The organism is Proteus sp. G3927 (assembly GCF_963894685.1).
Taxonomy (GTDB): Bacteria; Pseudomonadota; Gammaproteobacteria; order Enterobacterales; family Enterobacteriaceae; genus Proteus; species Proteus mirabilis.
Genome location: NZ_CAWQGX010000009.1, coordinates 183465 through 209833, shown reverse-complemented (window position 1 = coordinate 209833; position 26369 = coordinate 183465). Strand labels below are relative to the sequence as shown.

19 protein-coding genes and 3 tRNA genes are annotated in these 26369 nt (G+C 40.1%); 9 read left to right on the top strand and 13 right to left on the bottom strand.

Annotated elements, in window-relative coordinates; genetic code table 11:
• Positions 1 to 56: 56 nt before the first annotated feature.
• The 4 genes from ptsG to syd all read right to left on the bottom strand — a co-directional run bounded on the left by ptsG (position 57) and on the right by syd (position 3921).
• Positions 57 to 1505, bottom strand: coding sequence for a PTS glucose transporter subunit IIBC (gene ptsG / locus AACV00_RS03015; RefSeq protein ID WP_004249509.1), 1449 nt, complete (start codon positions 1503 to 1505; stop codon positions 57 to 59).
• A 282-nt stretch (positions 1506 to 1787) separates the two neighbouring features.
• Positions 1788 to 2567 carry a tRNA pseudouridine(65) synthase TruC gene (gene truC / locus AACV00_RS03010; protein ID WP_004250244.1) on the bottom strand — a complete coding sequence of 260 codons (780 nt, stop codon included), beginning with the start codon at positions 2565 to 2567 and terminating at the stop codon, positions 1788 to 1790.
• An 8-nt stretch (positions 2568 to 2575) separates the two neighbouring features.
• Entirely contained in the window at positions 2576 to 2899 is a 324-nt protein-coding gene (locus AACV00_RS03005) for a YqcC family protein (RefSeq protein WP_104459443.1), read from the bottom strand.
• 473 nt (positions 2900 to 3372) lie between these two features.
• Entirely contained in the window at positions 3373 to 3921 is a 549-nt protein-coding gene (syd, locus tag AACV00_RS03000; RefSeq protein ID WP_036970662.1) for a SecY-interacting protein, read from the bottom strand.
• Positions 3922 to 4084: 163 nt separating this feature from the next.
• On the opposite strand from syd, the gene queF reads away from it, so the two are divergent.
• From queF to xni, 3 genes are all read left to right on the top strand, one after another.
• A complete protein-coding gene (gene queF / locus AACV00_RS02995) occupies positions 4085 to 4930 on the top strand; it encodes an NADPH-dependent 7-cyano-7-deazaguanine reductase QueF (protein ID WP_004245492.1) in 846 nt (281 codons plus the stop codon).
• 91 nt (positions 4931 to 5021) lie between these two features.
• Positions 5022 to 6389, top strand: coding sequence for a nucleotide 5'-monophosphate nucleosidase PpnN (gene ppnN / locus AACV00_RS02990; protein WP_004249505.1), 1368 nt, complete (start codon positions 5022 to 5024; stop codon positions 6387 to 6389).
• Between the two features lie 6 nt (positions 6390 to 6395).
• Positions 6396 to 7145 carry a flap endonuclease Xni gene (xni, locus tag AACV00_RS02985; protein WP_017628582.1) on the top strand — a complete coding sequence of 250 codons (750 nt, stop codon included), beginning with the start codon at positions 6396 to 6398 and terminating at the stop codon, positions 7143 to 7145.
• A gap of 88 nt (positions 7146 to 7233) precedes the next feature.
• Here xni and rlmM read toward each other — a convergent pair whose 3' ends face one another.
• The 3 genes from rlmM to AACV00_RS02970 are packed head-to-tail and all read right to left on the bottom strand — an operon-like array spanning position 7234 to position 9683.
• Positions 7234 to 8331: a 23S rRNA (cytidine(2498)-2'-O)-methyltransferase RlmM gene (rlmM, locus tag AACV00_RS02980; protein ID WP_004245495.1), complete on the bottom strand. Its 1098-nt coding sequence runs from the start codon at positions 8329 to 8331 to the stop codon at positions 7234 to 7236.
• Positions 8324 to 8719, bottom strand: coding sequence for a DUF423 domain-containing protein (locus tag AACV00_RS02975; protein ID WP_004245496.1), 396 nt, complete (start codon positions 8717 to 8719; stop codon positions 8324 to 8326). Before AACV00_RS02975 ends, rlmM begins: the two co-directional genes overlap by 8 nt.
• A gap of 43 nt (positions 8720 to 8762) precedes the next feature.
• Positions 8763 to 9683 (bottom strand): transcriptional regulator GcvA, encoded by a 921-nt coding sequence (locus AACV00_RS02970; RefSeq protein ID WP_004245498.1) that lies wholly within the window; start codon positions 9681 to 9683, stop codon positions 8763 to 8765.
• 651 nt (positions 9684 to 10334) lie between these two features.
• Between AACV00_RS02970 and csdA the strand changes: the two genes are divergently transcribed.
• On the top strand, positions 10335 to 11549 hold the full coding sequence (gene csdA / locus AACV00_RS02965; RefSeq protein WP_104731815.1) for a cysteine desulfurase CsdA: 1215 nt from the start codon (positions 10335 to 10337) through the stop codon (positions 11547 to 11549).
• Positions 11550 to 11551: 2 nt separating this feature from the next.
• Complete coding sequence (gene csdE / locus AACV00_RS02960; RefSeq protein WP_004245500.1) at positions 11552 to 11995, top strand: cysteine desulfurase sulfur acceptor subunit CsdE; 444 nt, start codon at positions 11552 to 11554, stop codon at positions 11993 to 11995.
• Positions 11996 to 12188: 193 nt separating this feature from the next.
• Here csdE and tcdA read toward each other — a convergent pair whose 3' ends face one another.
• Together tcdA and mltA are read right to left on the bottom strand one after the other, a co-directional pair.
• A complete protein-coding gene (gene tcdA, locus AACV00_RS02955; RefSeq protein WP_004245501.1) occupies positions 12189 to 13037 on the bottom strand; it encodes a tRNA cyclic N6-threonylcarbamoyladenosine(37) synthase TcdA in 849 nt (282 codons plus the stop codon).
• 108 nt (positions 13038 to 13145) lie between these two features.
• A complete protein-coding gene (mltA, locus tag AACV00_RS02950) occupies positions 13146 to 14240 on the bottom strand; it encodes a murein transglycosylase A (protein WP_004245504.1) in 1095 nt (364 codons plus the stop codon).
• Positions 14241 to 14497: 257 nt separating this feature from the next.
• On the opposite strand from mltA, the gene AACV00_RS02945 reads away from it, so the two are divergent.
• The 3 genes from AACV00_RS02945 to AACV00_RS02935 all read left to right on the top strand — a co-directional run bounded on the left by AACV00_RS02945 (position 14498) and on the right by AACV00_RS02935 (position 14790).
• Positions 14498 to 14574, top strand: a tRNA-Met gene (locus AACV00_RS02945).
• Between the two features lie 41 nt (positions 14575 to 14615).
• Positions 14616 to 14692, top strand: a tRNA-Met gene (locus AACV00_RS02940).
• 21 nt (positions 14693 to 14713) lie between these two features.
• A tRNA-Met gene (locus tag AACV00_RS02935) sits at positions 14714 to 14790 on the top strand.
• Between the two features lie 206 nt (positions 14791 to 14996).
• Here AACV00_RS02935 and amiC read toward each other — a convergent pair.
• Complete coding sequence (amiC, locus tag AACV00_RS02930; RefSeq protein WP_004245505.1) at positions 14997 to 16259, bottom strand: N-acetylmuramoyl-L-alanine amidase AmiC; 1263 nt, start codon at positions 16257 to 16259, stop codon at positions 14997 to 14999.
• A 244-nt stretch (positions 16260 to 16503) separates the two neighbouring features.
• On the opposite strand from amiC, the gene argA reads away from it, so the two are divergent.
• Positions 16504 to 17838 carry an amino-acid N-acetyltransferase gene (argA, locus tag AACV00_RS02925; protein ID WP_004249500.1) on the top strand — a complete coding sequence of 445 codons (1335 nt, stop codon included), beginning with the start codon at positions 16504 to 16506 and terminating at the stop codon, positions 17836 to 17838.
• Between the two features lie 98 nt (positions 17839 to 17936).
• On the opposite strand, the gene recD is transcribed toward argA, so the two are convergent.
• Genes recD through ptrA form a run of 3 tightly spaced genes read right to left on the bottom strand, consistent with a single transcriptional unit; the run spans position 17937 to position 26369 of the window.
• Positions 17937 to 19853 (bottom strand): exodeoxyribonuclease V subunit alpha, encoded by a 1917-nt coding sequence (gene recD / locus AACV00_RS02920; protein WP_112843583.1) that lies wholly within the window; start codon positions 19851 to 19853, stop codon positions 17937 to 17939.
• The gene (gene recB / locus AACV00_RS02915) at positions 19846 to 23484 is read right to left on the bottom strand and encodes an exodeoxyribonuclease V subunit beta (protein WP_161680191.1); all 3639 of its coding nucleotides are present in this window, start codon (positions 23482 to 23484) and stop codon (positions 19846 to 19848) included. Before recB ends, recD begins: the two co-directional genes overlap by 8 nt.
• Positions 23481 to 26369, bottom strand: a complete 2889-nt coding sequence (gene ptrA, locus AACV00_RS02910) for a pitrilysin (RefSeq protein WP_012368315.1) — start codon at positions 26367 to 26369, stop codon at positions 23481 to 23483. The genes recB and ptrA overlap by 4 nt, the downstream gene beginning before the upstream one ends.

Genomic DNA, 26369 nt, shown 5'->3' with positions numbered 1-26369 from the left:
AAAAAAACACTCTTAGCTGATGCATAAGAGTGTTTTCTAATTTAGTCAAAAATAATTTATTTTTCAGTTGTACCTATAGACCGAATATATTCATCCATTTCAGTTTTTAAATTATCAGACTTAGGGCCAAAAATTGCTTGAATACCGGATCCAACCACCACAACACCAGCCGCTCCCAGTCTTTTCAGCTCATCACGATCGACCTTATCAATCTCTTTTACACCAATACGCAAGCGTGTAATACAAGCATCTAAGCTACTGATATTATCTTTACCACCGAAAGCAGCGACTAAAGATTGTCCCATCGCACTTTTATCCGCTTGTTTCGCGTTTTTATCTTCTACTTCTCGCCCTGGGGTTTTCAGGTTGAGTTTCACGATTAAGAAACGGAAAATAGAGTAATAAGTTATCGCATAAAGTATGCCAATAATTGGGAATAGATACAGTTTACTGCTATTGCCACTCAATACGATAAAGTCGATTAAGCCATGAGAAAAACTTGTACCGTCACGCATACCTAACAAGATACAAATAACAAATGCTAAACCGGCAAGAATGGCATGAATAACATAAAGAATAGGTGCTACGAACATAAATGAGAATTCAATTGGCTCTGTGATCCCTGTTAAAAAGGCAGTCAATGCCGCAGAAATCATGATCCCGCCAACTTTTACACGGTTTTCAGGACGTGCTGTATGCCAAATAGCAATGGCCGCCGCGGGTAGACCAAACATTTTAAATAGGAAGCCACCTGATAACATCCCCGCAGTTGGATCACCTGCCATATAACGTGGAATATCACCGTGGAACACTTGTCCTGCGCTATTTACATACTCACCCACTTGCATTTGGAATGGTACATTCCAGATATGATGCAGACCAAATGGCACTAACGCACGCTCAACAACACCATAAATACCAAATGCAACGGCTGGATTTTGATACGCTGCCCACTCAGAAAAACGTTGAATAGCAGTACCAATAGGAGGCCAAATAAAGGATAAAAGAATACCGACAAAAATCGCAATCAGACCAGAAATAATAGGTACAAAACGTTTACCTGCAAAGAAGCCTAAATACTCAGGAAGTTTAATACGATAAAAGCGGTTAAACATTGATGCGGCAATAATACCGGCAATGATCCCACCGAGTACCCCCGTATCAGTTAAACGTTGTATTTCAACACTATCAGGAGATAATCCTAAGACCCAAGGTGCCACCACCAGCATGGTTTTTGACATGATGCCATAGGCAACGACGGACGCAAGAGCTGAGACACCATCATTATTGGTAAAACCTAACGCCACACCAATAGCAAAAATCAGTGGCATATTAGAGAAAACCGATCCCCCCGCTTCTGCCATCACTTGAGAAACAGAGACAGGGATCCATGATAGTCCCGCAGACCCAACCCCTAGTAAGATACCGGCAATAGGTAGCACAGATACCGGTAACATTAAGGATTTTCCAATTTTTTGTAAAACAACAAATAGGTTTTTAAACATCAAGCAGACTCCCGAATATGGGTTGTATGTGTTATAAGTTTTTTATTTGTTTAAAGTTAAGGTAGGTTTATTCAATTAACTTATCTAATAATAAGCTCTATTTATTTTACATCATAAAATAAATCCATTATTGAATATATGATAGCTGTCACGTTTCAGTTCATATCTTTTATCAATAAAAGTAACTTTTTATATTACAACCAGTTATTGAGGAATAAATATTGCGCAAACTACCAAAACTTAAGTAAATAAGTCTTGATAGTCACGAGAGGTAAGCAATATTCAAATATCAGAAAGTACAAAATGGTGAGCTAAATCCTCACCGAATTGCTCTAATTCGGGCTTTAGACCACGCCAGCCAAACTGATTAATCAGATGTTGCCATGGCAGATCCCACTTCGCTGTTAAGTTAAGTGGCTGTTGAGTGATCGGATGAATTAAGTTTAGCTGACTTGCGTGTAACATCAAACGATGTGATTGAAAATGATTTACGACCCCACGATTTTGTCGTAAATCGCCATGGGCTGTATCCCCAATAATAGGGTGACGAATATGAGACATATGACGGCGCAATTGATGTTTACGCCCCGTTTCAGGACGTAATTCCAATAAGCTAAAACGCGATGTTGGATAGCGCCCTATCGCCACTTCTTTTTCCACTTTTGCAAGTGGCACACAATGCGTAATACAGTGTTGAATTTTAGGAGGTTGAGAGGCAAATTTGTCAGCGATTTTGTCATGCTCTTCAACAAGTGGACTATCAATTATCATTGGCTCTTCAACATAGCCACGCACAACTGCATGATACACTTTCTCCATTTGATGTTGTTCAAAACAGACTGAAAGTGTTCTTGCAACCTCGGAAGAGAGCGCCATTAATAGCACTCCGGATGTGGGTCTATCTAAACGATGAACAGGAAAAACATGCTGACCAATTTGATCTCTTAATGTTTGCATCACAAACACGGTTTCATGCCTATCAAGCCAACTGCGGTGAACAAGCCAGCCCGCCGGTTTATTCACCGCCACAAGATATTCATCTTGATAAATAATATCTAGCATCATTGACCTTATTGCTTAAATAACGCATCAAGTTCACGAAGGTGATTGAGTAAATCCACATAATCACGCGTCTCATCGTCCTTAAATGCTTCTTCATAATAAGGTGCGATAGCAAAAGCCGTCGGCAATGCCATACCACTGTTAATAAGAGAAGATAAACGAGGGATCAGAACCCATTGCAACCATTCATGCGCCTCCATTGTATCAATACAAAAAGGCTCTGAGCTTGCAAAAGCCTCATCATTAGGCGCATCCAATTGCCATAACCCTATGTTTTTCATCTCTTCTTCAATTAATAACAGTCTTGCTAAAATGTGTTGTTCTGAGGTCATTGTTTATTCCTTACATAAAATCAGAATAAGCATAACATTGGGGCTGAAAGAGTGAAAAACAAATAGAAAATAAAGGGGCCGTAGCCCCTTTAGACAAGAAGATATGATTATCTAATATAATACCTGCATCCTAGCAGAACCGTTTTATTGTCATCTGTCATCCATGATGATGAAAGTCTATATCCTGTATTAATGGAAATATCCTATTTCCTACATCCTTGATTACTTTCTTTATCACGGTTACCAAATAATCCCTTAGTTGGCGGAGGTAGAATGCCAATAATTGGTTAGTGAAACAACCCACAAAACAAAGGTAATCAATAAAGAAAAATCATCACGAAAAACAATGTATTATTAATCCATTGAAATTATTTAACAAACAAAAAAAGCATTACGCAATATTTGCATTTAGTAAGCTAAAGACGCTCTTTTTGTAAGATATATCTCACAGAAAAAATAGCTAAATGATTACCTTACTTATCAAAAACAGGGGTTAATTTTGTTAAAAATAGTGATAAATTATCTGCAAGCACTTCCCTTTTCTTTTGACCAAAAGTTTCTAGTATTACTTCACCTGAAAGATTACATACAGAAATAATATCGTTTTCAGACGCTGTTGTACCGATAAACAAAGTCGGGGTAAGCTTCAATCGTTTTTGTGTCACAAGATGTCCGATCATGTTCTCTTGTAGGCGAATAAAATCCTCTTCACTCCAAATTTGAAGCAGAGTAAAGTTGAGCGAATCAAAACGGACTTGCATATCACCAGCATATTGCGTAGTAAAATAGTCATGTAATTCAGGGCGAATAATAATTCCCATCGCTTTTTCAACTTTTTCTAATTTATCTCGACCCTTAAAAGGCTGTGGTAACCAATAAACCACATTATCTCCGGTACGAGAAATACAAGGAGAAGGAACACCATAAAGCTCATGGCTGGCAGGAGGAAACCCTGACTCTTGTTGCCATAAATCAACATAATTTTGCGTAAGCTGTTTTAATTCAGTGGAAATATCATTCATCGTTATCATCGTCTGTAGGCATAAAAAAGAGAAATATATCCCTTATGTTACCTGATAATACCGGTAATTTTGAGCGCCAATAATAAAGCGTTCATATACTCTTGATATTTCGCTAGTATAATCACGGCTCTTTCCATTTTTTGATGACATTAGGATATCGATTATGTCTTTATATCAGGGAGATAAGGCTCTCGAAGCACTATCATTAGGCAAAGAAACACAATACCACACACACTATGATGCGAGTCTATTACAAGGTGTACCTCGTCGCTTAAATCGAGATTCACTCTCTTTAACTGCTGACAATCTACCTTTTCATGGTGGTGATATCTGGACAATGTATGAGCTATCTTGGCTCAACAGCCAAGGCTTACCTCAAGTGGCTATTGGCCATGTAGAATTAGATGCAACGACAGAAAATCTCATCGAATCAAAAAGCTTTAAGCTCTATCTCAATAGCTTTAATCAAACTCGTTTTGAAAATTGGCACATTGTTGAAGAAACATTACTCAAAGATTTAACTGCTTGTGCTAAAGGCAGGGTGCATCTAACGCTTTACCCACTTTCCCATTTTACCTCACAGCCTATTGTCGATTTTGTAGGAGAGTGCATTGATAACCAACCTATTGAAATTGATAATTACCAATTCGATAGCCAATGGTTAAACGGATCAACAACAGATACACTGGTTGAGGAGACGCTTGTTAGTCATCTGCTAAAATCAAATTGCCTGATCACGCACCAACCTGATTGGGGATCTGTGATGATCCAATATAAAGGCAAAAAAATCGATCGTGAAAAACTACTACGCTATCTTGTATCCTTTAGACAGCATAATGAATTTCACGAGCAGTGTGTTGAGCGAATATTCCACGATATTATGACATTTTGTTCACCAGACACATTAACGGTTTATGCAAGATACACTCGCCGTGGAGGATTAGATATTAATCCTTGGCGTAGTAATTGTGAGTTTGTTCCAGAAACTGGTCGCTTAGCCAGACAATAACGTGAATAATGCCTGTATGTTAATATGATCTATGTTATACAGAGATCAGTTGCACTTCAGTTTGTTATTTCGGGAGAAAAAGGAGTCCTACGTGATAACTCATGTCAGCCCATTAGGTTCCATGGATCTGCTTTCACAGCTAGAAGTTGATATGCTTAAAAGAACAGCCAGCAGTGATCTTTATCAACTGTTTCGTAACTGTTCACTTGCAGTTCTCAACTCTGGTAGCCTTACTGATAGTAGTAAAGAACTGTTATCTAAATACCAAGATTTTGATATTAACGTACTGCGTCGCGAACGTGGTGTAAAATTAGAGCTAGTTAATCCCCCAGAAGATGCCTTTGTTGATGGAAAAATTATTCGCTCTCTACAAGCAAACCTATTTGCTGTACTGCGCGATATTTTGTTTGTGCATGGGCAAATAACCACGGCAAAACGCGACCTACATTTAAACCTTGAAAACAGCGCCCATATAACAAACACCATTTTCTCTATCTTACGTAATGCAAGAGCGCTGCATATCGATGAAGATCCAAATATGATCGTTTGCTGGGGCGGACACTCCATCAATGAAACAGAGTATCTTTACGGTAGAAAAGTCGGTAATGAATTAGGGTTACGCGAACTGAATATCTGTACTGGGTGTGGACCTGGGGCTATGGAAGCTCCCATGAAAGGCGCTGCAGTGGGGCACGCTCAACAACGTTATAGAAATAGCCGTTTTATTGGTGTTACAGAGCCATCAATCATCGCCGCAGAGCCACCAAATCCTCTAGTTAATGAACTTATCATTATGCCAGATATTGAAAAACGTCTGGAAGCTTTTGTTCGTATTGCCCACGGCATTATTATTTTCCCAGGGGGCGTAGGAACCGCAGAAGAGCTACTCTATCTACTTGGTATTCTGATGTCACCAGAAAACCAAGAACAAGTACTGCCACTGATTTTAACGGGTCCTAAAGAGAGTGCAGACTATTTCCGAGTACTCGATGATTTTATTGTTAATACCTTAGGTGAAGATGCACGACGTCATTATCAAATCATCGTCGATGATGCGGCTGAAGTGGCTCGTATTATGAAGAAATACATGCCATTGGTAAAAGATAACCGTCGTAGCACAGGGGATGCTTACAGCTTTAATTGGTCAATAAAAATTAATGCGGACTTACAACATCCTTTCGAGCCAACTCATGAAAATATGGCATCACTTAATTTAAGCACGCATCAATCTCCTGAAAAACTGGCGGCTGATTTACGCCGTGCATTTTCCGGTATTGTCGCAGGTAACGTAAAAGAAGTGGGAATGAAGGCGATAGAAGCTCATGGCCCTTATAAAATTCACGGTGAAAGCGATATTATGCGCCGTATGGATATTTTATTGGCGGGGTTTGTCGAACAACATCGTATGAAGCTACCTGGTGGTAGTGCCTATCAACCTTGTTACGAGATCATCAGCTAATTAATTATGGTACATTTGCTGATCATTGATGCATTAAACCTGATCCGCCGTATTCATGCGGCATCAGGTTCTTCATGCCTGACAGTGTGTGAACATAGCGTGAATCAATTGCTTAATCACACACAGCCTACTCACGCGGTTGCTGTTTTTGATGAAGATGATAGGGAAAATAGCTGGCGCCATCAGTTATTGCCGGAATATAAAGCAGGCCGCTCGCCGATGCCGGCTGATCTGCACCAACAGCTTCCAGAAATTAAAGCAATGCTACTTAACTTAGGTATAAAAAGCTGGCATTCAGGAGGCGATGAAGCGGATGATGTGGCCGCAACTTTGGCAACAAAAGTCGCTCAAGCCGGACATAATGTGACCATTATTTCAACAGATAAAGGTTATTGCCAATTACTTTCCCCTGCCATACGTATTCGTGACTATTTCCAAAAACGCTGGCTCGATCTTGAATTTATTAATCAAGAGTTTGGTGTTAAACCGACACAATTAACTGATTATTGGGGATTAACAGGCGTTAGTAGCAGTAAAGTTTCCGGTGTCCCCGGTATTGGTCCTAAAAGTGCAACAGAACTTTTGCAACTTTATCCTAATTTAGAGTCACTGTATCAACACATTGATGAAGTGCCAAAAAAATGGCAAACCAAATTGAGTGATAATAAAGAAGTTGCTTTTATTAGCCGCCAAATCACCACACTTCGCACTGATATTAAGCTAAACGGTAATTTACAACAGTTACGTTTAAAATAGTTTAATCAATAAAAAGGCTAACGCTCTGTAATCGAGAATTAGCCTGTTGATAATTTATTCATCAAAAGATGAACTTAACGCTGTGAAGTTAAAACTCGCGATCAGGACGATAAGCAGCCCAGATATTTTGGATATGTACCGTGATCTCTTCTCTGTCATGATACAAATGCTTAGCCTGAATTTTAGCATTAATGCCTTTCTCAGCTAATTCAGCTCTAATTTTATCAAGGATATGCGCAACTTCTTCATAACGCTTTTTCATCGGTAATTTTAAGTTGAATATTGCTTCACGACACCATTCATTAACTATCCACGTTGTCATTAATGCAGCCACTTTGGCAGGCTTCTCAACCATATCACACACCAGCCAAGTAATATTCTTTGACGTCGGCTCAAACTTAAAGCCATCAGCTTGATGGTGGCGCACTTGTCCTGTTTCCATTAAAGAAGGAGCCATAGGACCATTATCAACGGCATGCACCATCATGCTACGTTTAACTAATTGGTAAGTCCATCCTCCGGGACACGCCCCAAGATCAACCGCACTCATCCCACTGGCTAAGCGCTCTTCCCACTCTTCATAAGGAATAAAAACATGGAACGCTTCTTCAAGTTTTAAAGTTGAACGACTTGGTGCATCTGCTGGGAATTTTAAGCGGGGGATCCCCATATAGAATGGCGAGTTATTAAAGCTATAGGAATAGCCCACGTAACAACATCCCGGAGCAATAAAAAAGACATGGATCACCGGACGGCTATAATTTTCAACTTTTAATAAAATCTTTTCTTTACGTAATTGATTACGCAAAGGAACAGTGAATTTGCGGCAAAATTTTAATAACTCTTTGCTTTCATTGGTATCAGCGACTTCAACACGTAATTCACCTGCTTTTTCTGTACTACCTTTTAGCTGGTCAATAATGGGAGTAATACGATCTTCTGGTGGTAAGTTCTTTAATAATTCACCACAAACAAATAATTGGCGTGCGAAGATAAGTCCTCTAAAATCCACATCACGAGCAATTTTATCTGCATCACCTTCTTGATAGCATTCAAAAATGACGTAGCCACTTCCCTCTTTCACACGAGAAAAGCCATAAACACCTATTTGTCCTGCTTTATCCGTTATCTCCGCCGCGCACTCTTTTTCAAAACCAGGGCGACAATATAATGCTACTTTATTCATGGCGAGATGCCGGTGTCCTTAGACGCAAAGCGCCAATAAAAATTAAAATCCAACCAATAAGAAAACTAAATCCACCAATTGGCGTAAAATAAGATAATAACCTAACCTGTGTTAGCGCCATACAATAAAGGCTACCACTGAAAAGTAAAATGCCTAAACCAAAGAAAATACCTGCCCAATAAAGCCATAAAATGGTTTTGCGCATTAATATCGCCGCTAACCCTACAAGTAGTAAAGTATGTACGATTTGATAACGCATAGCTAACTGAATATATTCCCAATGCTGTGGCGATAAATGAGGGGCTAATTTATGGGTAGCGAATGCCCCAAAAGCCACATAAAAAAAACCACTGATTGCGGAAAACATAAGCAATGTACGACTATTCACTGTTTATTCCTTCCTGTTAGGAGCTAATTTACCTAAACAAATATTAAGAAGTTGCCAGTAATCCTAATTTTTCCTGTTCATTTGCCGCTTGAGATAAAATCCATTGACGGAAAGCAGCAATTTTTCCTAATTCAGCCTGACTGTCTTGGCAAACTAAATAAAAGGCATTTTTACTGACAAGCACATCTTGAAAAGGCCTAACTAATCGACCTGATTCAATTTCACTACGAGCCATAACATTATTAACTAATGCAACACCTTGTCCGTGTACTGCAGCCTGTATCACCATAGAGCTATGGCTAAAGATAGGCCCTTGTTGCACATTAATCTGGTTTTGGATCTCCAATTGACGAACATAAGCTTGCCAATCACGACGCGATGTATCATGTAACAGTGTATGATAAATCAGATCGGACGGGGTTTTTAGTGGTTTTTCACCTGTCAGCAAAGAAGGAGCACAAACCGGAATTAAATATTCAGCGTAAAGACGATCAGTACGCAATCCAGTCCAGTTCCCGCGGCCATAAAAAATAGCCACATCCACATCATCAGCAAGCTTATCTTCTTCGCGATCAACCGCCTGAATACGGACATCAATCCCCGGATAAGCCTGATTAAACCCTGATAACCTCGGTACTAACCACTGAATAGCAAAACTCGGCGATAAGCTCACTGTTAAAGCCCCTTTTGCGCTTCGTGCAAGTAATTTTCTTGTCGCTTCATTAATTGAAGAAAAAATTTCTTTGATATCAAGATAATAACTTTGACCTTCTTCGGTCAGTAACAAAGAACGATTGCGTCTTCTAAATAATTTTAGTCCAAGAAATTCTTCTAATGTTTTAATTTGATGGCTAACCGCTGCTTGAGTCACGAATAATTCTTCAGCCGCTTTAGTAAAACTTAAATGACGTGCTGCCGAATCAAAAACTCTAAGGGCATTTAGTGGAGGTAAACGTTTAGACATATTCTGTTGTGAAACCCCTATTTTGGCTGTTGGTAAACCCTAACGTTAGTTATTAGTTTTTTTTATGCGAAGCATTATAATTTGTCCCTTGATGATTAGCCAGTAAATACCTATAGTACTCGCACTTCCTAAGCCGGAACGAAAAGTTGTGTAGTAGCAATACTGCAAAACTTTTGGCTTTGTGGTTGTGATGTTGTGTTTGCAAGTTGTCTGGAAATTCCAGACTTTGTAGCTGATGCTACTGTTTTTTTTCACTTCCTGTACATTTACCCTGTCTGTCCATAGTGATTTTATAATGCACCGCCAAGGCGGTGCTTTTTTTATATATAATTTTACTCTAACTTCGTAACGCTGACGGACTGCACATCCTATTTTTATGCTAAATGCGCACCTACTTAGCTATTATTATGCTAAAAAAGTGTAACATCTTTTCCCCATAGGCAATAACAGCGCTGAGTAGATAAACATCTATTCCATTTTCGATGCTATAAACAAGCTCACCTTTATCGTGTTACCATAAAAATCTATCGCAATTCACAGTAAACAAATTAGCAATTTCATTATAAATAAATATTATTAACCGTATAATCTCGCGGTTAGATTTTTACTTACTATAACGGCGTTTTCTAGACTGACTAACACAAGCTCATTATGAAACCATTTTCCCCTACTGTTTTTCGCCAACAATTTCCTGCTATTGAGGAAAATATTGTTTATCTTGATAGTGCGGCTACCGCGTTAAAACCTGTAGCTATGATTGAAGCTTCAGATGAATTTTATCGCCATAGCTTAGCAACGGTTCACCGTAGCCAATATCAACAAGCTAAAAAGATGACACAACACTTTGAGCAAGCACGTCAGCAAGTCGCTCAATTACTTAACGTCGCAGATAGCGATACTATTATTTGGACGCAAGGCACCACAGGCTCACTTAATCTTATTGCTCAAGGCTATTTCCGCCCACGATTACAAACTGGTGATGAAATTATCGTTAGTGAACAAGAGCATCACGCCAATTTTATTCCTTGGTTAATGTTAGCAGAGCAGACTGGGGCAAAAATTATTCGTTGGCCGATTGAAGATAACTTTTTACCTTCAATCGCCACACTGGCGACATTACTTACGGCAAGGACAAGAGTAGTGGCAATAAGCCAAATGTCGAATATCACCGGTGCACAAATCGCCTTAGATAAAGTTTCTCAATGTGTACATCAATATGATGACTGTTTACTCGTGGTTGATGGTGCACAAGGCATAGCTCATCATGCAACGGATATCAGCGCCCTTGATATCGATTTTTATGCTTTCTCTGCCCATAAATTATATGGCCCCAATGGCCTTGGCGTATGTTATGGAAAGCGCGAACTTTTAGAAGTGATGTCTGCGTGGCAAGGGGGCGGAAAAATGTTAACCACGGCAAGCTTTAACGGTTTTGTACCCGCGGCTATTCCTCATCGCTTTGAAGCAGGCACCCCTAACATAGCTGCTGTAATTGCTTTTTCAGCAACATTAGATTGGTTACAAACGCAAGATATGGCGCAAGCCAATCAATACGCCTTAACTCTAGCAGATAAAGCACAGGCGCGTCTTGAGCAACTGGAGGGTTTTATCAGTTACCGCGCGCCTCATTCACCGGTACTCGCTTTTAATTTTGAGGGTATTCATCACAGTGATTTAGCGGCATTAATCGCGGAACAAGGTATTGCTTTACGCACAGGGCAACACTGCGCACAACCCTTAATCGATGCTTTAACCATCTCTGGCTGTTTACGCGCTTCTTTTATGCCATATAATCAACTTTCTGATATTGATAGGTTAGTTGATGCGGTTAAATTCGCACTGTCCTTATTAAAAGATGAAGATTAAATATGAGTAATAATACACAACACCCTTTTGGTCATGACATTACCTTAGATGGATTATTTCAAGACTTCCAGAAATCTAAATCATGGGAAGATAAATATCGTCAATTGATCCAACTTTCAAGAAAATTACCCGCATTACCTGATGAATTAAAAACAACAGAAAACGAAATCAAAGGGTGCGAAAATAGAGTATGGCTAGGTGTTGAGTTAAACAATGACGGCAAATACCATATTTATGGTGATAGTGATGGGCGAATTGTAAAAGGCTTACTGGCGGTTATTTTAACAACAGTTGAGAATAAGACGGCACAAGAAATAGCCAATATCGATATATTAGCTATTTTTGAACAATTAGGATTGGCTAATCAAATTAGCCAATCACGCACTGATGGTGTCAATGCCATTATTGCGCGATTAACGTCGCTGACACAGACATCTCAACCCTAACAATCAATGTGTACAACTTGTTGTATGGTGGATCAATACGCTTAAATGCTCCAAAGTGCAACTAGGTGACTAGTGCGATTGAGCACCATCAACATCGCTACAACTTGAAGTATGACGAGTACTACTCTAAATAATTCAAGGTGTAGCTAGGCGACAAGTGAATGAGTCGCTAGGAGCATACATCAGTATGTGACTAGTGCGAATGAATGCGGTCAACAACGCTACAACTTGAAGTATGACGAGTACGTTGCGCCTTAGCTAACATCTTCTTTAATACATGAGAAACGGCAATAAAACCAAAGGAAGCGGTTACCATTGTCACCGCGCCAAAACCCGCTGAGCAGTCCATACGCTTGACACCATCGGCAGTACTTTTGGCCGCACACACCGTACCATCTCCTTGAGGGTAGACTAATTGCTCGGTTGAAAAAACACAATCTATGCCTAATTTACCTTTGCTATTTTTCACAACATTAAAATCAGATTTTAAACGCTCACGTAATTTAGCGGCTAATGGATCTTGAATGGTTTTCGCTAAATCGACGACTTGGATTTGAGTTGGATCAATCTGTCCACCTGCGCCACCAGTGGTGATAACAGGAATTTTATAGCGACGACAGTAAGCTAATAATGCGGCCTTTGGTCTAACACTATCAATAGCATCAATCACATAATCAAATGAGTTTTGCATCATTTCTGCCACATTATCAACCGTAACAAAATCATCAATACAAGTAACTTTGCATTCAGGATTAATTTGCAAAATTCGCTGCTTCATCACTTCACATTTAGGCTGCCCGACATGCTCTTTTAGCGCATGAATTTGTCGATTGGTATTGGTGACACACACATCATCCATATCAATTAACGTAATAGCGCCGATCCCACTGCGAGCTAAGGCTTCTGCAGCCCAGCTACCAACGCCACCAATGCCGACAACACAAATATGTGCCTGAGAAAAATAATACAGCGCTTGTTGTCCATAAAGACGGCCAATACCAGAAAAGCGTTGCAGATAGGAGTCTGATAATGAATTTTGCATAATGCGATAACAACCTAGATAGCAGAAATAATCATGGCTATTGTTAATCAATAGCCATGGCGTTTGCTCATTTTACCGTTAATATGACAATATAAATAGTCAATCGTTTTACTGTATGGGGTTCAGTAAGGTGGGTTGCGATTTTTTTAATACCCATACACGTCCATAATGATTATAAAAACCCGCCATTTGTCCGGCTTCTTTACCAATACCATGATAAATATCGAAATGATGTCCTTTAATGGCTCCCCCCACATCCAAAGCAACCATTAAACGCATTTGGTATTGTCCAGTAAACTTACCGGTATTATCTAAAATAGGGATTTCAGCTAATAATACGGTTCCTGCGGGGATAATACTTCTATCCGAAGCCACTGACGCTTTAGCAATCAGCGGAATAGCGCTTGCCCCTCTTACTGGCGTAAAAGGTTCAGGTTTAAAGAAAACGAAAGAGGGGTTTTGTTCTAATAATTTTCTGACTTCTTGTTCACTATGCTTATCAGCCCACTCTCTAATTGCCAACATTGACATCGCTTCTTTTTCAACTTCACCATTATCAATCAGCACTTTACCAATACTGCGGTAGGGATGACCATTTTTCCCAGCATAACCAAAGAAGGTTAAAGGTTTACCATCACCATAATCGACATAGCCACTGCCTTGCACTTCCATCATAAAGTTATCCATGATGGAGTTACTATAAGCGGCAATTAAAGTGGGGCTTAAAGCACCGTTATAGATAGCCGCTCGTGAAGGCAATTTACCACGCACTTTGGCTGGCATGCGGTAGAGCGGATATTTAAAGTCACCTTGTGGCGTTAAACGTGCTTCTAAAACAGGGGTATAATATCCGGTAAATTTTACATTCCCATAATTATCTTCCCCTTCCATTTGAAAGGCTGCGATATTAAATTGACGTAATTGACGCGTATCTGCCCCTGAGCGTAACCAATTTTCCACTGCTTGATAAGTATCTTGATTACTATTGTATAGACGTGAAGATGTTTGATTTATTTGGTTAATTTGTTCAAGGTAATCTGAGCCATTAATGGGCTTGCCTTGCGTATTTGGCGAGTTAACTTCAATAAGATCTTGCTTAAGCTTACCATCTTTATACTGTTGCCCCTGATCTGTTGGACGATGGCAGCCTGTTAAGGCAAGCGCTAATATCCCCAAAAGCAACGATTTTCGCCAAGTAACCATTTTTTACTTATATTCCTACTTTAAAAAGAGTTGATGACGAGAAAGATACCAAAGCCAAATCAAGAAAGATATCGATACAGAAGTGGTTGCGGTTTTTTTAATTATCGGCTTCACCATTTAGTGTGTTATCTAAAGTATAACTGTCTAAAATTACACCTCTATGTATTATTTCTGACCGTTTTTAAAAGAAAATGGCAAAAATTACATAAAAAACTTGCAAGTTATCAGATCCTGAGTATAGTGCCCCTCTGTGGAGACGCGGGGTGGAGCAGCTTGGTAGCTCGTCGGGCTCATAACCCGAAGGTCGTTGGTTCAAATCCGGCCCCCGCAACCAATTCACAACATACGCAGTAAGTTAAAATTTATAGATTCAGTCGCGGGATGGAGCAGTCTGGTAGCTCGTCGGGCTCATAACCCGAAGGTCGTTGGTTCAAATCCGGCTCCCGCAACCAATTTCTATAAATGTTTTCGGACGCGGGGTGGAGCAGCATGGTAGCTCGTCGGGCTCATAACCCGAAGGTCGTTGGTTCAAATCCGGCCCCCGCAACCAATCCTTTCCCTAATTCTATTTTCTACAAATTCCCATTAAATACTCTCTTAATCCCTACTCTATTTACAATAACCGATATACTCCCTGTTACTCAGTTATGATTTAACTTATTGGATAAAAAAATAATAAGTTGTTACCTCTAGTAGAAAATAACTATTTATTTCCCACTAGAAGTCTCAAAAATAAGTTGTAGTTGTATAGCGAGATCAGCCTCGATCAGCTAATGTCAGTTCACCACCATTAGCAAAATAGGCTTTAATACCTTTGAAAATAGATTCAGCAACTTGTTGCTGGAATTTGGCTGTTTTGAGCTTTCGCTCTTCTTCAATATTACTAATAAAAGCCGTCTCTACTAAAATAGAAGGGATCTCAGGGGCTTTTAAAACCGCAAATCCGGCTTGATCGACCTTATTTTTATGTAGCTTATTCACGCCACCTAATAATTTTAATACCTCACTACCAAATTTTAGGCTGTCATTAATTGTCGCGGTCTGTACTAAATCAAGCATTGCGTGATCAACATAGCGATCACCACTTCGACTCACCCCACCAATTAAATCCGCTTCATTTTGGGTTTGAGCTAGGTAACGTGCGGTATTACTTGTTGCGCCTGTTTTGGATAACGCGAAAACAGAAGAGCCTCTAGCCGAGCGATTGGTAAATGCATCTGCATGAATAGAGACAAAGAGATCAGCCTGCATTTTCCGCGCTTTCGCTACTCGCACTTTTAAGGGGATAAACACATCCTCATTACGCGTCATATACGCTTTCATTTTGGCATCTTTATCAATCAAAGCTCTTAAGCGACGGGCAATTTGTAGTACAACGTCTTTCTCACGAGTTTTATATTTCCCCATCGCTCCCGGATCTTCACCACCATGGCCGGGGTCAATCATGATAATAATCGGCCTATCTCGTCCTGCTCTTCCGGGCTTACGCGTATCCGTTTGTTCAGGCACAGCTTGTTGTAAATCCCCTTCGTTATATTCACGCAATAGCGCTAATAGCGGATCATCTTCACTTGTCGCCGCATGACTTGGATAGAAATCGAGCACTAAGCGATTTTTAAATTCAGCAACTGGTTTTAAAGTAAACATTTGTGGCTGAACGGGGGTTTTAATTTCAAACACTAAACGAACCGTAGTTGGGGTATTTTGACCGACACGAATAAGTTTTAAGTAAGGATCGTTTGTTTGCACTTGACTAGCCATACCTTTCAGAACGCTATTCAGTTGGATACCTTCAAGATCAACCACAATTCTATCTGGTGCTGATAACGCAAACTGGCGATATTTCAAGGGTCTACTTGATTCGATAGTCACACGTGTATAAGTCGATGCAGGCCATACCCTGACGGCAACCACTGATGATGTTGCCGCTAAGCCAACAGGACTAACACTTAATAACAATAACGCGCCAATTCCTTTAATAAGACGACGACGTGTTTGATTATGTTCTGAATGACTCATGAAAATATTCCAAAAAAAACGATTAACATCAAAAAGTGCTAAAACAGACGGTCAAAAAATATCTGAACGAAAAACTTTACCGAATCCACACTTCACTGTCACTTAAAAACAGCACAATTACACACTTTTATACAAATATTCTGCCTTCTGTTAAAACAGTAAGATCGGATTTTACTTGCCATTTCCGCTCAAAAAGAATAAAAATACATTAAATGCGAATAAAAATTCACTTGAGAGGGGCTTTATGAAAGAGCGTAGCACCGAATTGGTCGATGGTTTTCGACACTCGGTTCCGTATATTAATGCACATAGAGGTAAAACATTTGTCATTATGCTAGGGGGAGAAGCAATAGCCCATGAGAACTTTCCCTCTATCATTAACGATATTGGGTTATTGCATAGTTTAGGAATACGGTTAGTGGTGGTTTATGGCGCTAGACCACAAATCGATGTGGCTCTTGAAGAGCAAAAAATTTCTCCGCTCTATCATAAACACACACGAATTACTGATAGTAAAACCCTTGAAGTAGTTAAACAATCTGCCGGTACTTTACAACTCGATATTACTGCTCGTTTATCAATGAGTTTAAGTAATACGCCCTTGCAAGGAGCGCATATTAATGTGGTTAGCGGTAATTTTGTCATTGCACAACCTTTAGGTGTCGATGATGGGGTTGATTATTGCCATAGCGGTAAAATTCGCCGTATTGATGAAGAAGCCATTCATCGTCAGTTAGATAACCATGCCATTGTGTTAATTGGCCCTGTTGCCGTCTCTGTTACAGGGGAAAGTTTTAATTTAACCTCTGAAGAGGTCGCAACCCAGCTAGCTATCAAACTTAAAGCACAAAAGCTTATTGGCTTTTGCTCTTCGCAAGGGGTTGTAGATGCAAGTGGCCAGATTGTGTCTGAACTCTTACCTAATCAAGCAGAAGAACGAATTCAAGCATTACAAACTACAGGCGATTATCACTCAGGTACTGTACGTTTTTTACGAGGTGCGGTAACAGCCTGCCGTCGTGGTGTTGAGCGTAGCCATTTATTAAGCTATCAAGCGGATGGTGCCATTGTTCAAGAGTTATTTTCTCGTGACGGTATTGGTACGCAGATTGTGATGGAAAGTGCCGAGAAAGTCCGTCGCGCCAATATTAATGATATTGGTGGCATATTAGAGCTTATTCGTCCATTAGAGCAACAAGGCATTTTAGTGCGTCGCTCAAGAGAGCAACTTGAGATGGAAATTGATCAATTCACTATTATTGAGCGCGATAATCTCACCATTGCTTGTGCTGCCCTCTATCCTTATCAGTCTGAAAAAATAGGTGAAATGGCCTGTGTCGCCGTTCATCCTGATTATCGTAGCTCTTGTCGAGGTGAAGTGTTGTTACAACGCATATCAACCCAAGCTAAACAGATGGGGTTAGATAAATTATTTGTGCTCACGACTCGTAGTATTCATTGGTTCCAAGAAAAAGGCTTTACGCCTGCTGAAATCGATAAATTACCTATTGAAAAACAGGCTCTGTATAATTATCAGCGCCGCTCTAAGATCTTAATTTTAGATCTACATAAAGAGTAGTTTTATTAATAAAGTAAAAAAGACAGGCTCCCCCTCTCAAAGCCTGTCTTTTGCTATTCACTATAATTATATTAATTCGTATTAAATTAAAAAATCACTCAGTAACGCAGTTTTTCAACTAATCCACTGCGGCGTTGAATACGTGTCTGGATCGCCATTTTCACCATATATTCAGAAGAATAAAGTGATAGCTTCTGCTTGGCTCGCGTTATCGCCGTATAGAGTAATTCTCGGCTAACAATAGGAGAAAATTGTGTTGGCAACACCAGTGCCGTATGGGTAAATTCCGAACCTTGTGATTTATGTACTGTCATCACATAAGCAGTCTCATGTTGCGGTAAACGACTAGGTTGAATAGCTTTCAATGTGCCATCAGGCAACTGAAAGAAAGCTTTCATTTCCCCTTCATCGTTATTAAGCATAATGCCGATATCACCATTAAATAGCCCCAATGTGCTGTCATTACGCTGGATCATAATTGGTCGCCCAATATACTCCCGCTGATAGCTATTTATAGGTCGTCGTATCAAGCGTTGGCGATGTAACAGCATCTCAATACGTTCATTTAGTCCTGTGACACCAAAAGGCCCTTCTCGCAAGGCGCACAATAAACGATATTGATTAAAGCTATGAAGAATAGTCTCTGGTGCTGCTTTTTGTGCGACTAACGATAGATAGTGATGATAAGCCTTAGCAACATCTTGAAGCATCTTCATATAGCTCTCATCGGTGTCTAATGAGATAAATTCGATGTCCTGCGGATCGGTATGTTTTTCTCGCTCAGTGCTCTCTTGTGTTACTGTCGCTTTTTTCAGTAACGTCATAGCACTCTTCACTTGTCCTTGATTAACCGCAAAAGCTAATTGACCAATACCTGAATGTGAGCCAAAACGATAACTTTTACGCAGTAAACATAGTGAATCACTGACCACCGAAACTGGCGTAGTAGAAGTCGTCATAGAAGCGGGATCTTTCTGTAATTCACCTTGTGTTAAGCGATCAATCTGCTCAAAACGGCGTTGGCTAAACCCCTGATCCGCAAAACGACAAATATCCCCTAAAACGGCTCCCGCCTCTACCGAAGCGAGCTGATCTTTATCTCCCAGAAAAATAACATGGCAATATTCCGGTAAAGCCTCAATTAAACGCGCCATCATCGGTAAATCCACCATAGAAGCTTCATCTATGACCAAGATATCAAGTTGTAGCGGATTATCGCGATGATAACGAACTTGCTGACTTTCCGGTTGAGCACCTAATAAGCGATGAATGGTTTGCGCTTGATCGGGCATCCATTTTAACTCTTCTTCACTTAGTGCCAATTGCGCTAATGCTTTACCTAATGATTCGGTCAATCTAGCTGCCGCTTTTCCCGTGGGTGCGGCTAGTTGAATAATGGGTTTTTCATTCGCCGTTAGCATGACAAAAGCAGCTAAAATCTTTGCTACTGTCGTGGTTTTCCCTGTTCCTGGGCCACCCGAAATAATCGAAATAGGGCTTGTAATAGCAACCGCTGCGGCGACTTTTTGCCAGTTAGTTTCAGCATCTGTCTTAACACTTGGGAAAAGTTGATTTAATACGTTTGTTAATTGATTTTCATCGATATCAACCACCCGTTGCTCTTGGCGAAAAAATTGCGCAATTTGCTCTTCATAACGCCACATTCTTTGTAGATAAAGTAATCCATTATCGAGAATAATAGGTGAAGGTAAGTCACTATGGCCTTGATTAACACACTCGCTCTGATTAAGCTCTGCCAGTATTTCTTTCGCTGATGGTTGCGCCATTTTCTGCCAAATGGCTTGTGAAAGCTCGGTGTGTCGTCCATCAAACAATTTATCTTGTTGTATGATATTTAACGGTAAGCAAACATGGCCCGCCCCTGTTTGAGCACTGAGATAGGCAAAAATAAACAGTAGGATAGGATTTTCATCTGCCACCAGCATTTGAGCAAAACGTAAATCTAACGGGCGCAATAGGTTTTGTGCAATTGCTTGTTCTAATAATTTAATCATTTGAATTGTTCTCACCCAGCACGTTCACTTTACTGCCGTTAACCTCAAGCGCTTCCCCTTTAAATAGCGCATCTAATGCCTCTACAAACTTTTCTTCAGGGAGATAGGTATAGACGCCATTGCCCGGGTAGTCAGCATCAATACCACGTAAGAAGAGATAGCAGATCCCACCAAAATGACGTTGGTAATCATAATCAGGTAAGCGTTGTTGTAAAAATCGATGTAGCGCTAAAGTATAGAGTTGATACTGTAAATCATAACGATGATCGCGCATTGCATTGCTCATCGCCTCTTGCGTGTAATCCTCACTCGATTCACCAAGCCAGTTAGATTTATAGTCAACCACATAATACTTGCCCTCCCAACAAAATACTAAGTCAATAAAACCTTTTAGCATGCCTTGTACTTGCTGAAAATTGAGGGCTGGACATTGCGCAGATAAATGATCGTATTGACGGGTTAATGCTGTTAACTGTGCCGCCGACATCTCCTTTTCAATAGGCAGATAGAATTGTAGCTCATCGAGTTGATGCTCCTTGGGAATATCAGCTAAACATAAGCCTTGCGCATTTAATGGGGTGTGAAAAAGGGTTTCCATCCAAGCCACCAACAATGGCGTCCATTTTTCCTCAAAACCTTGGGCAATAAGTTGCTCTTGCATCCAACTTTCATCAATAGGCTGTGAAAAATCAAGCTCTTCAAGCAAACTATGTAAAAATGTCCCCGCGACTGCACCACGAGGGAAGTGATGAATAGAGAGTTCATCGCTGTGTTGCGCTGTTTTCTCACCTTTAGCATCGGTATCTAAGCCCGGTGCGATAGATTGTACCAAGGCATCCAAATCAGCACTATCAAATAGATATCCACGAGCAGAGTGTTGTGCCGTTAATCCCGAATAACTGGTGATACGCCAATTATCATTAATTTTTCGCTTAAATATGGCGGCATCTAAAGCAATATCCGTTGTATGTGGAGATTGATATCGATGCGTTGAGGTATCACCTAACGTGATCACTTTTATATTGTCATCAAGCAATTGATTAATGGATTGATGTAATAGCTCACTATTACCCTCTTCCCCATGCTGCAACAGATATCCCAGCGCATTTTTATGCAAATCAGTTAATCCTGACTTACGTTTATTTCCTTTAACCAAAGGCGCAACACCAACATAACAACAAAATTTCGCCCGAGTTAATGCCACATACAACAAGCGTAAATCCTCTGCCAATCGCTCTTCATCAGCAAGACGCACGCTATCAGGTTGATTAAAAATATCTAATTTTGCGTAAAATTCATCTCTATCATGATAAAGCGCGCCCTTTTGTTCTTGATAATTACAGGCAAAAGGTAGACAAACAATGGGATATTCCAATCCTTTAGATTTATGAATGGTACAAATTTGCACTAGATTTTTATCACTTTCCAAACGCATTTGCTGACTTTCCGCTTGTGCATCTGGTCGAGAAATTTGCTGGGCTAACCAACGAATAAGGGCGTGCTCGCTATCAAGCTGTAATGATGTTTCTTGTAGCAACTCGCCAATATGCATGATATCGGTTAAACGTCGTTCTCCTGCTTGGCTTGCGAGTAAGTTCTCAGCGATTTGGTTTTCTATCATTACCTTACGTAGCATAGGTAACACACCACGTTTTTGCCACAAGACAAAATAATCAGCGAATTGCTCCACATAGCGGTTCCAACGCTGTTCATCTTGATTAAGTTCGTCAATTTGTTGTGCGTTAAATCCAAACAGTGCACTGGCAAGAGACGCTCTTAACACCCGTTCTTTTTCAGGGGTTACCACTGCTTGTAGTAACCAAAGTAGATCTTTGGCTTCATTGGTTTCAAACACACTTTCTCTATTGGATAAAAATACTGATTGGATAGATAACAGATCTAATGCATCTCTGATCAATAATGCTTCTCGGCGACTACGCACTAGCACCACAATATCGGCAGATGTAACAGCGCTTTTATTATCTTGTTCGATTAACCAAGCTTGTTGATTGTCACCGGCTGATAACCAGTCACGAATTTGCATCGCACATTGCGAGGCCATTAATTGTTCATAATTACCAGTTGAAAGGCTTTCACCTTCAGCTAACCAAAAATTTAATGGGGCAACCGTTTTTTGCTGGTAAATAAACTTCATATGCTGATTTTTTTCAGCCGAATTGACCTCAATAAAAGGAATATGATCAAACAAAAAAGGGGTTTTAGAACGTAAAAACAGTTTATTAACTGCACTTACCATACCCGGAGCCGAGCGCCAGTTAGTATTCAATGTATAGTGGTGATCGGTTTGTTGCCTTGCCCGAATATAGGTAAAGATATCTGCACCACGAAAAGCGTAAATGGCTTGTTTGGGATCACCAATAAATAGCAAACCACTCTCTGTATGCTCACCATAGATAGTATCAAAAATACGATACTGCTGAGGATCGGTATCCTGAAATTCGTCAATCATCGCAACAGGATAACGTTGGCGAATAGCATCTGCTAATGCTTCGCCACCTTCTCGTTGCAATGCCTTATCGAGACGCGTTAACAGATCATCAAATCCCAACTCACCACGACGCATTTTTTCATTTTCTATCCCTTGGCGTATTTCAGGGATGGCATTAGCAATGATCACATCACGTAACGTTAAACTTTGTTGGCAAAGTAGTTCGATTTCCGCAAATAAAGCGTGCTCAGGCGCAGCACCCTTTGTAGTTTTTTCATGTAGGGTTGCTTGCGAAAAACGACTTAAACAGTCAGGTAACTGATAACTTTTGGTTTCGAGTGGAGTGGCCCATGCGGTAATTTCATCGATCCATTTAGGTAAGAAACGACTACTGTAACTGCGTTTATCAACACCAGATGAAGTTATCCAATCTGCAATTTCATTGCAATGATGACGCCATAGTGTTTTAACTTTATCAATAGCCTCAATGACTGCTTGATGACGCTGTTCAACAGTCTCTTTTTTAGCGTCGAAATCAATACCTTGAATTTCGGGGCATTCACCTTGTAAATAGGGTTGAATTTCATACAGCAGTTGCTCAGGGCCAGACCAAATTTCGCTTACCGCATAGGCAACATCATAAGAAAGGGGATAACAGTGCCTGCGCCAAAAATCAGCGCAAACACGTTTTTTTAACTCATACTCATCTTGGATCAACACCTGTTCAAACAATACACCAGATTCAAAAGCGTTAGTGGCTAACATGCGCTGACAAAAACCATGAATAGTATAAATAGCGGCTTCATCCATTTGACGCTCAGCTTCTAGTAGCCATTGCGCCGCCACCATTTTATTCGGGATTTGATCTAATAATATTTGGTAAGCGTTATTGTCATTTTCTACTTGATGACGGATACAGGCTAGCCTTAACTGATGAATATTTTGACGAATACGGGCGCGTAATTCATCCGTTGCCGCTTCGGTAAAAGTAACGACTAAGATCTCTTCAACACTTAAGGGGCGATGAAATGCTGACTCGCCCCCTAATCCAAGCAGTAATCGTAAATACAATAACCCTATAGTGTACGTTTTCCCTGTTCCCGCAGACGCCTCAATGAGGCGCCTTTGATACAAAGGAAGTGTATAGGGATCTAATACCTGTGCCTGTATCACTTCACTCACTCTTTAATTTCCTCAACAGGTAATGTTTTTTGTAATTCACTCACGGTTGAATAGATTTTCCACTGTTTATTTTGCGCATAATCAGCGTTGTTACCCTCTTTCCCGATTATTTGTGAAACAAACACGAGTCCTGTCGGTTTAATTATCGCTTTTTCATAAAATTCGATTGCTTGTTTTAGCGTTACCTTATTCAGTTGGGCTAAAAACTTCTCACGACCATCATATTTTAAGTTATTACGATAGAAATCATTACGATAAAGAGAAACCTCTTCATAAAATGTTTGCGGTGGTTGTTTTACTTCATCAATAATGGCTTTTTTATATTGATTAAATTCAGCTTCACTTAGCTTTTTCAAGCGATCATAAGCTTGTTGATAAAATGCATGATAGCGCTCATTGAGATAAACAGGTGGTTTTGCATTACTTTGCAGTAAAAAGCCTAAACCGGACTGCTCGCCCATTGAAGCTTGGAAAGCAAAGACCGCATAACCTAATTGCTCTTCTGTTCTGAGTTGTTCAAAGAACCAAGGATGCACGATAGAGGATAATACTGATGTAATTGCTTTTCCTTGTAGACGCTCATAGCCAACAGGGATAAACAATTCCCCTAGCGCATTATCGGTGCTTTTAGATTTATTTTGGAATGTAACTTGATTTAATTTATCAAAAACTAATGTGTCGCCAATCCAATATTCTGTTCCTTTATTGCCTAATAATGCTTGTGCCGATTTAACTATCTCACGGCTCTGCTCTGGCGTTAAATTACCGATAATTAATGCTTGAAGCGCTGCATTTTCAATGACATCACGACGATTATCTTTAATATCTTGTAACGTTATCGACTCTAATGCCTTAAGTTTATCGGCTTCTTCATAATAAGGGATCGTATTTAAGCGACGGGCAGGTAACATTGCAGCATCATACGCTTTAAGGTTATGCGTCACTTCCAGTTGTTCACGATACCAAGATTTAGCTTGATCAAGCTCTTGCTGAGTAGCTTCAAACGTTATATAGCTTTTTAGTGTGGCATTCACTAGCTCTGGTAAATGTTGAGTATAACCATTGACTGAGAAATCGACTCCACGCCCAGAAGAAGAGGAGATATTCATGCCGGCAACAGAAGCTTGATAAGCCAGTTCACTAGAGGTTAGATCAGCAAGGTAATTGGTCAATGTTTGTATAACTTGCTGTTTAACTGTGCGATCTGCATTTTTATTCACTAAACTTAACGTCACACTGGCTTTCGGCTCATCAGAAAAATAGTGCGATGGCATATAGAATAACCGAGCATGACTGTCTTGCCATAATAATTGAGGCTTAGTGATGTTACTATCAGCATCAATAAGTGACAGATTATCAGGAATATAAGGGTTTAGTGTCGGCAATGACAATGAGATGTCGCTGGCTAATTCCTGCCATGAAGCTAATTGCTTCGCAGTAATTTTATCCACTTGATAAGGTGCATGAACAAAATAAGCTTGCTTATTTGAAGGCTCATTAGGGCTAATCACCCAAATACGCGCATTTTCTGGTGTAAGCGATCCTAGGCGAGAAAGGATCGCAGAAGGTTGATAGTCATCGGCAATAAAATCTGCATTAAGAATATTTTTAATCGGATAACGCAGCATCATATCGGAGATATCTTCAATATAGTTCATATCTCTGACAATAGAGCCATAGCGGAATGAGAGGTCAAGCACATTGGCTATTTCTTTAAAATAGCGCTCACTGACCCCTTTATTTTGGATCAGTTGAATATAAGAAAAAATCGCTGAAATAACTTTATCTTTCTCAGCAAGGCCTTTGTCTGTTAAAGAAACATAAATGGTAAATGAACCTTGGTTGCGATCGATATAGGATTCAGATGAAGCACTAATATTCTCTGCTAATCCTTGCTCTTGTAACCAAGTTGCTAGTGTTCCCGTGCTACGATTGCTAATAAGGTAGCCAATATATTCATCTGATTTACTGCGAAAATCGGCAAGATTATTATCAATACCAAATTCGATTTGTAAGGTTTTTTGTGGCTGAGCTGGGACTAAGTGGATCATTATCCCTTTTTCTTTTTCTGTCATCGCAGGCACCGTCGTTACTGGTGCTTGGGTGTTTTTATTAGGAATACGGGAAAAAGTATCAGCCGCTAATTTAGCGAGTTCGTCCAGTGATTTATTACTATAAATCACCCCATTCATTAAGTTACCAGAATAGTATGTTTGATAGAATTTCACTAATTCATCTTGTAATTTACTCTCTGGCTTATCACTTAATGTTTCTAAGTTTCCTCCCATAAAGCGAGAGCTTGGATGAGCCGGATTCAAAGTTTCGGCTCTCACTTGCCAAAAACGCATTCCATCGCGGGAGCGAGCCATGGTTAATTCCGCATTAACCGCATTACGTTCACGATCGGCATATTTAGGATCAAGTAATGGCTCCGCTAGTGCATCTGCCAAGCGATCAACAGCTTCATTAATGGCGCTATTTTCAACTTCTAAATAAAATGCGGTGCGGTAAGTGGTTGTGCTGGCGTTATGAGAGCCACCATTTTTATTTAAAAACTCTGTCAGATCCCCTGATTTTGGGTATTTGGTCGAGCCCATTAACACCATATGTTCTAAATAGTGGGCAAGACCTTGTTGGCTATCTGGATCTTCTAATGCACCGACAGGCAGAGCAACGGCGGTTAATGATTTGACCGCTTTTTTATCTGAAACCAGTAATACGGTCATATCATTAGCTAATTTAATAGCCTGATAATCACGTGGATCACTTTCACTTTTTTCAATGCTATCCGGCAATACTTGCCAAAGTGGATCTGTTGCGAAGCTGTTGATACTGACTAGCATCAATAGCAACATAATCCAAAGTTGCGATAAGTATTTTCTCAT

Excerpts from the sequence above, each read along its gene's own strand:
- ptsG (WP_004249509.1), bottom strand. The coding sequence starts at position 1,505 with ATGTTTAAAAACCTATTTGTTGTTTTACAAAAAATTGGAAAATCCTTA.
- truC (WP_004250244.1), bottom strand. The coding sequence starts at position 2,567 with ATGCTAGATATTATTTATCAAGATGAATATCTTGTGGCGGTGAATAAA.
- AACV00_RS03005 (WP_104459443.1), bottom strand. The coding sequence starts at position 2,899 with ATGACCTCAGAACAACACATTTTAGCAAGACTGTTATTAATTGAAGAA.
- syd (WP_036970662.1), bottom strand. The coding sequence starts at position 3,921 with ATGAATGATATTTCCACTGAATTAAAACAGCTTACGCAAAATTATGTT.
- queF (WP_004245492.1), top strand. The coding sequence starts at position 4,085 with ATGTCTTTATATCAGGGAGATAAGGCTCTCGAAGCACTATCATTAGGC.
- xni (WP_017628582.1), top strand. The coding sequence starts at position 6,396 with ATGGTACATTTGCTGATCATTGATGCATTAAACCTGATCCGCCGTATT.
- rlmM (WP_004245495.1), bottom strand. The coding sequence starts at position 8,331 with ATGAATAAAGTAGCATTATATTGTCGCCCTGGTTTTGAAAAAGAGTGC.
- AACV00_RS02970 (WP_004245498.1), bottom strand. The coding sequence starts at position 9,683 with ATGTCTAAACGTTTACCTCCACTAAATGCCCTTAGAGTTTTTGATTCG.
- csdA (WP_104731815.1), top strand. The coding sequence starts at position 10,335 with ATGAAACCATTTTCCCCTACTGTTTTTCGCCAACAATTTCCTGCTATT.
- csdE (WP_004245500.1), top strand. The coding sequence starts at position 11,552 with ATGAGTAATAATACACAACACCCTTTTGGTCATGACATTACCTTAGAT.
- tcdA (WP_004245501.1), bottom strand. The coding sequence starts at position 13,037 with ATGCAAAATTCATTATCAGACTCCTATCTGCAACGCTTTTCTGGTATT.
- mltA (WP_004245504.1), bottom strand. The coding sequence starts at position 14,240 with ATGGTTACTTGGCGAAAATCGTTGCTTTTGGGGATATTAGCGCTTGCC.
- amiC (WP_004245505.1), bottom strand. The coding sequence starts at position 16,259 with ATGAGTCATTCAGAACATAATCAAACACGTCGTCGTCTTATTAAAGGA.
- argA (WP_004249500.1), top strand. The coding sequence starts at position 16,504 with ATGAAAGAGCGTAGCACCGAATTGGTCGATGGTTTTCGACACTCGGTT.
- recD (WP_112843583.1), bottom strand. The coding sequence starts at position 19,853 with ATGATTAAATTATTAGAACAAGCAATTGCACAAAACCTATTGCGCCCG.
- ptrA (WP_012368315.1), bottom strand. The coding sequence starts at position 26,369 with ATGAGAAAATACTTATCGCAACTTTGGATTATGTTGCTATTGATGCTA.